The organism is Corallococcus carmarthensis (assembly GCF_003611695.1).
In the GTDB taxonomy this organism is placed as follows: Bacteria; Myxococcota; Myxococcia; order Myxococcales; family Myxococcaceae; genus Corallococcus; species Corallococcus carmarthensis.
In genome coordinates this window covers 1-10,591 of the sequence record NZ_RAWE01000291.1, presented here as the reverse complement: position 1 = coordinate 10,591, position 10,591 = coordinate 1, and the positions used below count along the sequence as shown (strand labels likewise).

At 72.1% G+C, this 10,591-nt stretch carries 6 protein-coding genes; 4 read left to right on the top strand and 2 right to left on the bottom strand.

The features are described from left to right. The first annotated feature begins 364 nt into the window (after positions 1-364). The 4 genes from D7X32_RS40440 (at position 365) to D7X32_RS40425 (ending at position 8,871) form a co-directional block, all read left to right on the top strand. The gene (locus D7X32_RS40440) at positions 365-1,870 is read left to right on the top strand and encodes an ATP-binding cassette domain-containing protein (RefSeq protein ID WP_120607850.1); all 1,506 of its coding nucleotides are present in this window, start codon (positions 365-367) and stop codon (positions 1,868-1,870) included. Positions 1,871-2,035: 165 nt separating this feature from the next. Continuing rightward, the gene (locus D7X32_RS40435; protein WP_158625852.1) at positions 2,036-4,930 is read left to right on the top strand and encodes a CARDB domain-containing protein; all 2,895 of its coding nucleotides are present in this window, start codon (positions 2,036-2,038) and stop codon (positions 4,928-4,930) included. 230 nt (positions 4,931-5,160) lie between these two features. Then, positions 5,161-8,511, top strand: coding sequence for a CARDB domain-containing protein (locus tag D7X32_RS40430; RefSeq protein ID WP_120607848.1), 3,351 nt, complete (start codon positions 5,161-5,163; stop codon positions 8,509-8,511). 18 nt (positions 8,512-8,529) lie between these two features. Then, the gene (locus D7X32_RS40425; RefSeq protein ID WP_147450468.1) at positions 8,530-8,871 is read left to right on the top strand and encodes a hypothetical protein; all 342 of its coding nucleotides are present in this window, start codon (positions 8,530-8,532) and stop codon (positions 8,869-8,871) included. 88 nt (positions 8,872-8,959) lie between these two features. Here the strand turns inward: D7X32_RS40425 and D7X32_RS40420 are convergent, their stop codons facing one another. Beyond that, positions 8,960-9,934, bottom strand: coding sequence for an NAD-dependent epimerase/dehydratase family protein (locus tag D7X32_RS40420; RefSeq protein ID WP_120607846.1), 975 nt, complete (start codon positions 9,932-9,934; stop codon positions 8,960-8,962). 34 nt (positions 9,935-9,968) lie between these two features. Then, positions 9,969-10,502, bottom strand: a complete 534-nt coding sequence (locus tag D7X32_RS40415) for a hypothetical protein (RefSeq protein ID WP_120607845.1) — start codon at positions 10,500-10,502, stop codon at positions 9,969-9,971. Between the last annotated feature and the right edge of the window lie 89 nt (positions 10,503-10,591).

Here is a 10,591-nt window from a genome sequence, read left to right as displayed (position 1 = left end):
GCCCAGGCCCTGGCCCGCAACGCCGCCGCCAGCGCCACCATCCCGGCCACCCGCCGGGTGCAGCCGCCCCCGTCGGACGAGTAGCCGGGCCCCCTGTCGGGGAATCGTTGTCAGGGCACCGGCGTTCTCCCGTCGGTGCCCGCGTCACGGTCGCGCGCCCGGACTTGCCATCCGCCCGGGCCGCGCCGCATGCTCCACCTGAAGCACCGGCTGTCCACGTGGGGAGATGTCAGAGGTCTTCCCCTGAACGAGGTTCGCGGACCCTTGAAGCTGTACGCCTGAAACCCCGGTCCCTGCCGTACCCCGCCGCCGCGCGTCCTGATGGGCGTGTGCGCTGGCTTCCGGATTCAGGAGTCGCTTCAACATGCCCTCGTCCTCCTCCGTGCGCGCGCACCGCGTCTGCTTTTCCTTCACCGATGCCATCCCCGTCCTCACCGACGTGGAGTTCCACCTCGCTCCGGGCTGGACGGGCCTCGTCGGCCCCAACGGCGCCGGCAAGTCCACCCTGCTGCGCCTCTTGTCCGGCGAGCTGACGCCCACCTCCGGACAGCTCCAGTTCGAACCGGACTCGCCGCTCGTGTGCCTGTGTCCGCAGGGCGTGGAGGTGCTCACGCCCGACATCACCGCGTTCGCGGACGCGTGGGACGCGCTGGCGCGCAGGCTCCAGGGACAGCTGGGCCTGGACGTCACCGCGCTGGAGCGCTGGCCCACGCTGTCCCCGGGGGAGCGCAAGCGCTGGCAGGTGGGCGCGGCGCTCGCCCGCGAGCCGGACGTGCTGCTCCTGGATGAACCCACCAACCACCTGGACGCGGAGGCACGCACGTGGCTGGTGGCCGCGCTGCGCCGCTTCCGGGGCGTGGGCGTCGTCGTGTCCCATGACCGCGAGCTGCTGGAGACGCTCACCCAGGCTACCCTGCGCGTGCACGGCGGCGAGGCGCACCTGTACCCCGGCGCCTACTCCGCCGCGAAGGGCCACTGGGAGGCGGAGCGCGAGTCCGAGGTCGCCGCCCACCAGCAGTCCAAGGCGGAGCGGGACCGGGCCGCGCAGCTGTTGGACCGGGCCCGGCGCGAACACCAGGGCGCCACCCTGTCGCGCAGCACCGGCCGGCGGATGCGCAACAAGCACGACAGCGACGCGCGCGGCCTGGGCCCCTCCACGCTGGCCAGCTGGGCGGAGTCCCGCCTGGGCCACCAGGTCACCGTGAAGCGCCGGGAGCTGGAGCGCGCGGAGGCCGAGGTGGGCACCTTCACCGTGGACAAGACCGTGGGCCGCTCCGTGTTCGTGGACTACGTGCGCTCCCCCAACCCGTTCCTCTTCACGTTCGACGCACCGGGCCTGAAGGCCGGCGACGTGGAGGTGCTGGGGCCCACGCGCCTGGACGTGGACCGCGAGGCGCGCATCCGCATCGAAGGGCCCAACGGCGCCGGCAAGACGACGCTCCTCAAGGCCCTGCTGGAGCAGGCGCGCGTGCCCCGCGAGAGGCTCCTGTACCTGCCACAGGACCTGGGCGCGGCGGAGACGCAGGCCATGCTCGACGCAGTGCGTGAGCTGCCGCCGGAGGAGCGCGGCCGGGTGATGTCCCTGGTGGCCGCGCTGGGCGTGGACCCGCACCGGCTGCTCGCGTCCGGACAGCCGTCGCCCGGCGAGGCGCGCAAGCTGGCCATCGCGCGCGGCCTGGGACAGCACGCCTGGGCCCTGGTGCTGGATGAACCCACCAACCACCTGGACCTGCCGTCCATCGAGCGGCTGGAGGCGGCGCTGCGCGACTACCCCGGCGCGCTGCTGCTCGTCACCCATGACGCGCCCTTCGCCCGCGCCTGCACCACCACGCGCTGGCGGGTGGCGAACGGACGTGTCGAGGTGGAGTGAGCCACCGGACCCCGGGGGTGGAGTAAAGACAGACCTCCCCGTGAAAAACACTGAAACTTGTTTTCCGCGCCGGGGTTACACTCCTAGAAGAGACGTGCAGTCCCGATGGATGTCACACCGGGCCTGTATCGTCTCATCCGCATCCCCCCACACCCAGGAGTCCGTATGTCTCGGCGTACGCCGCCATGGCGGCATTCGTGTCTCTTCATCACGGGCGCGCTCGCGCTCACCGGCTGTACCGGCGGTTCCACTCCGGAGGAAGCGCCCGCGCTCGAGCAGCAGCAGGCCGGCGCGCTCACCCCCGGGCCGGACCTGCGCATCACGGAACTACAGGCTCCGGACAACGCGAAGCCCGGTCAGCCGGTCACCGTCACCGCGAAGGTCTGCAACACCGGTGACCAGTCCGTGTACTCCAGCGTCATGTTGGAGGTGTACCTGTCCACCACGCCCACGCAGCAGGTGCCCGGGCCGGGGACGCAGCCGCCTCCCACCCAACAGCTCACCCAGGGCCAGACGGACGTGGGCACCGTGTACGCGGGCCAGTGCGTCAACCGTTCGCTGAGCATCTACGTCAGCCCTCCGTCGGGCTTCACCGGCAACGGCACCTACTACCTGGGGGCCAGCGTCGACACGATGAAGTCGGTGACGGAGTCGGATGAGATGAACAACGGCTTCGTGAAGGGCCTGATGGGCGTGGGCAACCAGCCGGACCTGGTCGTCACCCGGGTGGACGCGCCGCCCAGCCTGACGCCGGGCCAGTCCTTCAGCGCCACCGCGACGGTGTGCAACGTGGGCACGGAGTCCAGCACCAGCGGCTTCGTGGAGCTGTACCTGTCCACGGTGAACGGGCTGACGATGCCGCCGCTGTCCGGCCCGCCGCCCACCTCGCAGATGATGGCCGGCAGCGCGCCCGTCGGCAGCCTGACCGCGGGCCAGTGCCGCGCGGTGGCGCTCAACGGGTATGCCCAGCCGCCGCCCGCCGCGACGATGGACCAGCCGTTGTACCTGGGCGCCATCGTGGACGCGCCGCGCGCCGTGACGGAGATCCGCGAGGACAACAACACGTTCGTGCAGGGCCTGGTGGGCGTGGGCAACCGGCCGGACCTGGTCATCCGCTCCGTGACGGGACCCGCGAGCGCGCGCCAGGGTGACCCCATCTCCGCGACGGTGACGGTGTGCAACCAGGGCACCCAGTCCTCGGGCTCGGTGGACGTGAGCGTGGTGCTGTCCAGCGTGGCCTCGCTGGCGGCCCCGGGACCGTCGCCCCGTCCCAGCACGGAGGCCCCGGTCGGCTTCTTCACCACGACGCCGCTGAACGCGGGCCAGTGCTCCACCCGCACGGTGCAGGGCAACGCCTACCGGCCCCCCTCGCCGCCGCCCTCCGGTCCCACCGAGCCGCCGCTGTACCTGGGCGCCATCGTGGACCTGCCGCGCAGCGTGACGGAGCTGCGCGAGGACAACAACACCCGCGCGGACACGCTAATGGGCGTGGGCACGCGTGCCGACCTCACCATCGTCTCGCTGGACGCCCCCACCAACGCGTCTTCTTCCACGCCGACCACGGTGTCCGCGAAGGTCTGCAACGTGGGCACGATGCGGTCCAGCGACGTGCCCATGGAGGTGTACATCACGAATGAGCCCTCGCTGAGCGTGGTGGCCGGTCCGCCGCCCATGACCCGCATGCCCATGGGCATGGTCAACGTGCCGGCGCTGGAGATCCAGGAGTGCGTCACCCGCCTGGTGACCGGCTACCCCAACGTGCCGCCCGGGACCGCCATGCCGAACCCGGCGCTGTACGTGGGCGCCATCGTGGACCCGATGGCGTCGTTCCAGGAGCTGCGCGAGGACAACAACGTGTCCCCGCTGTCCCGCATCGGCGTGGGGCCCGGCACGGACCTCGTCGTGCGCACGCTGACGGCGCCGTCGAGCATCAAGCCCGGCACGTCGTTCGCGACGGACGTGAAGGTCTGCAACGAGGGCACCCAGCCCGCGCCGCTCTCCACGGTGGGCCTCTTCATGTCCACCACGGCCTCCGTGACGTCGCCCATGCAGGGCCCGCCGCCGCCGTCCCAGATTCAGGTGGGCACGGTGGAGGTGTCGTCGCTCTCGCCGGGCGCCTGCGCGCTGTACCCGAAGACGGTGTACTCCGTCCCGCCTCCGGAGGCCTCGCCGACGCAGCCGCTGTACCTGGTGGCCCTGGCGGACGTGAACCAGCAGCAGGTGGAGCTGCGCGAGGACAACAACACCCGCGTCGCCGGCCCCATCGTCGTGGGCAATGGCCCGGACCTGGTGGTGACGAACGTCACCGGCCCCGCCAGCACCCTCCCCAACGGCGCCCTCACGCTGAACGTGAAGGTCTGCAACGAGGGGACCGACCCGGCCGGGCCCTCGCAGCTGATGGCCGTCGTGACCGCGGAGGAGACGCTGTCCATGGGGTACCCACTCCCCCCGCCGTCGGAGTTCATGGTGGGGACGGTGTCCCTGCCGTCCCTCCTCGTGGGCCAGTGCGTGACGACGCCCGTGAGCGGCACCGCGCCGCCTTCCGACCCCACCAGCCCCCGCTTCCTGGCGGCCCGCGTGGACTTCACCAACCAGGTGGTGGAGCTGCGTGAGGACAACAACACCCGCGTGACGTCACGGCTGGTGGTGGGCAATGGCCCGGACCTGGCCGTCCGCTCGGTGACGGCGCCCACGGGCCTGATGCCGAACAGCTCCTTCACCGCCCAGGTGAAGGTCTGCAACGACGGCAACGTGGCCATGTACGGCTCCGTGCCGCTGGACCTGGTCATCTCCACGGAGACGTCCCTCTACTCGCCCGGACAGGGCCAGCCTCCGTTCACCCAGGTCCAGATGCCCGTGGGGACCGTGATGGTGTCCTCGCTGGGCGTGGGCCAGTGCACCACGCTGCCGGTGCAGGGCTCCGTGGTCCGTCCCTCCGCGGCCACGTCCGGACAGCCCCTCTTCCTGGGTGCCCTCGTCGACGCGCCGAACTCGCTGCTGGAGCTGCGTGAGGACAACAACGCGCTGACGATGGCCACGTCCATCAGTCAGGCGCAGTAGCCTCACGCTCGGAACTCCCTATCCATTGATAGGGAATCGCCGGTCAGGGTGCGCGTGCACCCTGGCCGGCGTTTGTCTTTCATGGCCAGGGATTCGACGCGATGGGTTTGAATTTCAACCAGCTTCGCGCCGTTGAGGGATTCCCATGGATGTCCCCGCGACGTTGAACCGGGCCCGGCGGCCAGCGCGCGTGGGGATGCTGAATCCATACCCCCATCAGGAGAAAACACATGCCACGGCTCACGCCGTCATGGAGACACGCGTGTCTGCTCATCACGGGCACGCTCGTCGTTACCGGCTGCGGAAGTGAAGGCGCGCCGTCCGGCGCGGCTGTCATCCGGAGTCAGGGTTCCGCGCTGGAGCAAGGCGCGGATCTGAGCATCACCGAGCTGAGCGCGCCTGAAGCCGCCCGCCCGGGAGATCCCTTCACCGTCACCGCGAAGGTCTGCAACACGGGCACGCTGCCCGCGTACCCCCAGCAGGGACCCAACCTGCTGCAGGTGTACCTGTCCACCACGCCCACGCAACAGGTGCCCGCGCCCGGCGCGCCGCCCTCGCCACAGCAGATGACGGTGGGCGAATGGGACGTGGGGCCGGTGGACGCCCAGCAGTGCGTCACGCGCACCTTCACCGTGCACGCGCTGCCCCCCATGGGAGCAGCGCTCCCCGGCGCCTTCTACCTGGGCGCCAGCATCGACACCTGGCAGACGGTGACGGAGTCGAACGAGTCCAACAACGGCCTCGTGCGTGGCCTGATGGGCGTGGGCCAGGCGCCGGACCTCGTGGTCACCGAGGTGAAGACGCCGCCCGATGCACGGCAGGGCGCGCTCTTCGTCGCGGACGTGCGCGTCTGCAACGTGGGGACGGCCTCCTCGCCTCCGACGCAGGCGGCGGTCGTCCTCTCCTCGCAGGCCACCCTGGACGCGCCAGCGCCCGGCCCCGTCCCGCAGACGCAGGCGCGCGTGGGTGAGGCGCTGGTGCCGGCGCTCGAGGTGGGCCGCTGCGTCCTGGTCCGCGCGCAGGCGTCCGCGCAGCTTCCTCCCATTCCCATCGCGCCCGGACAACCGCTGTACGTGGGCGCCCTCGTGGATCCCTCCGCGTCCATCCCGGAGCTGCGGGAGGAAAACAACGCGCGCGTCACGGGACGGTTTGGCGTGGGCAACGGCCCCGACCTGGTCGTCACCGACGTGAAGGCTCCCACCTCCTTCTCGCAGGGCCCCGCGGGCACCGTGTCCGTGACGGTGTGCAACGTGGGCACGGCCCAGGCGCCGGAGGTGCGCGTGGACGCGCTCCTGTCCACCCAGCCTTCGCTGTCGCTGCCGCCGCAGACCCCGAACCCGGCGACCGAGTTCCCCCTCGCCCACTTCGAGGGGACGGGGCTCGACGCCGGACGGTGCGACACCCTGTCCGCGCAGGGCTACGCGGGCGCGCCTTCCTCCTGGCAGCCGGGCACGCCGCTGTACCTGGGCGCGCGCGTGGAGTCGCCGCGGTTCGTCCCGGAGCTGCGGGTGGACAACAACGCCTTCGTGAAGGGAACGGTGGGGCTGGGCAACGGCCCCGACCTGGTCGTCCGGTCGCTGAAGGCGGCGGCCAACGTCGGGCCGGGGCTGCACTTCCCCGTCGAGGCGACGGTCTGCAACGTGGGCACGGCCGCCCAGAACGGCTCCGCCCAGCTGCAGCTGGTTCTCTCCACGCAGAGCGTGGTGAGCTTCCCGCAGCCCGACACGCGGACCCTGGTCCCCGTGGGGAGCACGAACGTGCCGCCCCTGTCCGCCGGCCAGTGCAAGGCGGTGACGGTGGACGCCATCGCGCTCCAGCCCCAGGACGCACGGCCGCGCCAGCCCCTGTCGCTGGGCGCGTTCATCGATGCGACCCAGAGCCTCCCGGAGCTGCGTGAGGACAACAACACCCTCACCCAGGGACGGGTGGGCCTGGGCTTCGACGCGGACCTCGTCGTCACCGACGTGAAGGCGCCCGCGAACCTGCGCGACGGCCAGTCCTTCACCGCGAGCTACACGGTCTGCAACGTGGGCCTCAGCCCCGCGTCGTCCTACGGCGTGGCGCTGTACCTCTCCGTGGACGCGGCCGCGCCCGCGGTGGATCCCTCGCAGCCCGGTCTCATCATTCCCGGGTACGCGTTCCAGGGCCGGGTCGGCGCGAACACGGCGCTGACGCCGGGCCAGTGCACCCCCCAGAGCGGGACGTTCAACGTCCTGCGCCCGATGGAGCTGGGGCCCCTGCCCCTGTCCTCCACGCTGAACCTGAGCGCGGTGGTGGACTCCCCGTCGGAGTCGCGCACGGACAACAACGGCCTCGCCGTGGGCCTCGTGGGCCTGGGCAACGGGCCGGACCTCGTCGTCACCGAGCTCCAGGGCCCCGCCAGCGCGCGGCCCGGCGAGCCGTTCACCAGCAGCGTGCGCGTGTGCAACGTGGGCACGCAGCCGACGTTCGGGAGCTCGCAGGTGTCCGTCCTCCTGAGCACGAGCGACACGCTGTCGGCGCCCGCCGCCCAGGGGATCCCGTCGTCGCCCGACAACACCGTGTCGATCGTGAGCACGTTGAACGTGCCGGCGCTGGGTGAAGGGGCCTGCGTCACGCAGAGCCTCACCGGACCGGCGTCGCCTCCGCCGCGGGCCTCGCCGCAGCAGCCGCTGTTCCTGGGCGCCATCGTCGACCCGGGGGCGGGCCTGCCGGAGCTGCGCGAGGACAACAACACGTTCGTCGCGGGCCGGATGGGCGTGGGGTACTTCGCGGACGTGGTGGTGACTGGACTGACGTTCCCGGACACGGTCGCGCCGCTGGCGCCGTTCACCGCCACCGCGCGGCTCTGCAACGTGGGCACACAGGGCTCGTACATGATGCCCGTGGTGTTCCTCGTGTCCACGGAGGCGAACTGGACGCTGCCGCTGCCGGGCCAGGGGCCGTTCCCCTCGATGAGCCAGTACCTGGCGGGCCAGCTGGACGCTCCGCCGCTCCAGGCCGGCCAGTGCCAGGACGCGCAGGTGACGCTGCGCGCGGAACGGCCCTGGGACGCGCCCCCGGACGCGCCGCTGTACCTGAGCGCCGTCGTGGATCCGTTCCAACAGCAGATGGACCTGCGCTGGGACAACAACGTGTCCCCGGGGCGGCGGCTGGGCGTGGGCACCGGGCCGGACCTGATCATCACGTCGCTGACGGGGCCCGCGAGCACGCCGTCCGGCCCGCTGGACCTGGGCATCACCGTCTGCAACCTGGGCGCCCAGGCCACGCCGTCCGGCCCCCGGGTGACCCTGCACCTGCTGACGAAGCCGTCGCTGACGCTGCCGGCACCGAACGCGTCCGTTCCTCCCGAGGAGCTGCTGGGCGAGGCCACCCTTCCTCCCGTGGCGGCGAACGCCTGCGTCACGTCGACGGTGAACGTGTTCGTCTCCGGAGTGGGCGTGGGCCCCCCGGGCACCCAGACGTTCTTCCTGGGCGCCAGCGTGGACCGGAACGCGCAGGTGCTGGAGGTGCGCGAGGACAACAACACGTTCGTCGGTTCGCGCATCGGCGTGGGGCACGCCCCGGACGTCGTCATCACCGCGGTGGGCGGGCCTGCCTAGGTGCAGCCGTGGGCGCCGATGCAGGTGCCCGTCACCGTCTGCAACCAGGGCACGATGCCCGCGCAGCCCCACCCGGTGGACCTGCTGCTCTCCACGGTGGCCACGCTGCCGGCGTCCGCCATCCAGGGTGAGCCCGTCGAGTCGCCCACCCTGTCGCGGCTGGGCTCGGTGCAGGTCCCGCGGCTGGAGGCCGGTGAGTGCGTCTCGGTGGAGGGCTCCGTCAACGCCGTCCCGCCGCAGGCGGCTCAGCCGGGCGTGGCCCTCTACCTGGGGGCTTCCGCGAAGCTGTACGACCCCGAGCTGCGCAAGGACAACAACGGCTTCGTGCGCGGCACGCTCGTGGTGAGCACCACGCCGTAGCCGTTCCACGCGGCACGTAGGACACGCGGGCGCTGGCCGGGGTCTTCACGAGCCCCGGGCGGCGCCCGCCGCCGTTTCCGCGCGGACCTCAGCGGTGGGTGCCCATCCACTCGCGGTACCACGCCACCAACCGGGCCACGCCCTCGTCCACGGACACGCGCGGACGGAAGCCCGTCTCCGCCTCCAGCCTCGAGGTGTCCGCCCACGTGGAGGCCATCTCCGCGGGCTGCGCGGGCACGGATGTCACGCGGGCCTTCGCGCCCCAATGCCGCTCCAGCAGGCCCACGAAGTCCCCCAGGGCCACCGGCTCGCCGTGCCCCACGTTGAGCAGCCGGTGCGGCGGACTGCCCGTGGGCGGCCGGTCGAGCACGCGCAGCACGGCCTCCGCCACGTCGTCCACGAAGGTGAAGTCGCGCCGCATCCGCCCGTCGCCGTGCAGCCGCAGGGGCTCGCCTCGCGACAGCGCGCGCAGGAACAACAGCGGCGCCATGTCCGGACGCCCCCACGGCCCGTACACCGTGAAGAAGCGCAGGCCGCTCGCGGGCAGCTGGTGCAGGTGGCTGTACGCGTGGGCCATCAGCTCGTTGGCGCGCTTGGTGGCGCCGTAGAGGTTGAGCGGCTGATCCACGGGCGCGTCCTCGCGGAACGGGGCGGGCGTGGCCGCGCCGTACACGGAGCTGGAGGACGCGTAGACCAGGTGCGCGACCTTCGCCTCGCGGCAGGCCTCCAACACCCGCACGAAGCCCGTCACGTTGGTGTCCGCGTACGCAGGGGCCTCCGCGTCGGGAGCCCGCACGCCCACGCGCGCCGCCAGGTGCACCACGCCCTCCGGACGCGCGGCCGTGAAGGTCTCGCCCAGCCGGGCCGCGCCGGTGATGTCGCCGGACAGGAAGGTGAAGCCGCGCGCGCCAGACAGCCGCTGGAGGCGGGAGCGCCGGAGCGCCACGTCCCCTGGGGCCGCGTCCAGCGCGTCCAGGCCCACCACCGTGTCACCCCGGGCGAGGAGCCGCTCGCAGACATGGGCGCCAATGAAGCCCGCCGCGCCCGTCACCAGGACCCGCATGCCCCCCTCTTCACGCGCGCAAGGAGGACGGCCGTCACGGCACGACCTGCACCGCGTCGATGACGGCCCGGCGCAGGAACGAGTTCCAGTCCGTGGCGGACTGGTAGGCGCTCACCACGGGCTGCGAGCGGAACGTGTCCGTCCAGATGACCTGGCCGTTGGGGTCCACCATGCCCAGCCGCAACACCACGTCCACGCGGCCCAGCACCGTCGCGCCGGACACGTCCAGCCAGTCCAGGATGACCACCACCGCGGCCTCGGCCTTGTTCTGCTGGACGAAGGACGACACCTCGTCCGTGAGCGGCACCGGCGCCTGGGACTGGCGCGTGGCCACGACCTCGAAGCCGCGCGAGAGGAGCTCCGCCTCCGTCTGGCGGGCCAGCACCGTGCGCGGATTGCTTTCGCCGATGATGTCCTGGCGGAACGTGCCTGTCGGCAGCACGTCCACGCGCGAGCCCGCCACCACCACCACCTTGCGGATGCTTCCCTCCGGGCGCACCTGCCGGGCGGCGCAGGCCGGAAGGACGAGGGACACGAGGAGGAGCGGGAGGAGTCGTGCGGGGCGCATGCCGTCACGCTAGGCCACAAGCGGCGGGGCCTCCACCCCGACCGCACCCGCCCGCCCCTCAATCGAACAACCCCTGCAGGTAGAAGCCC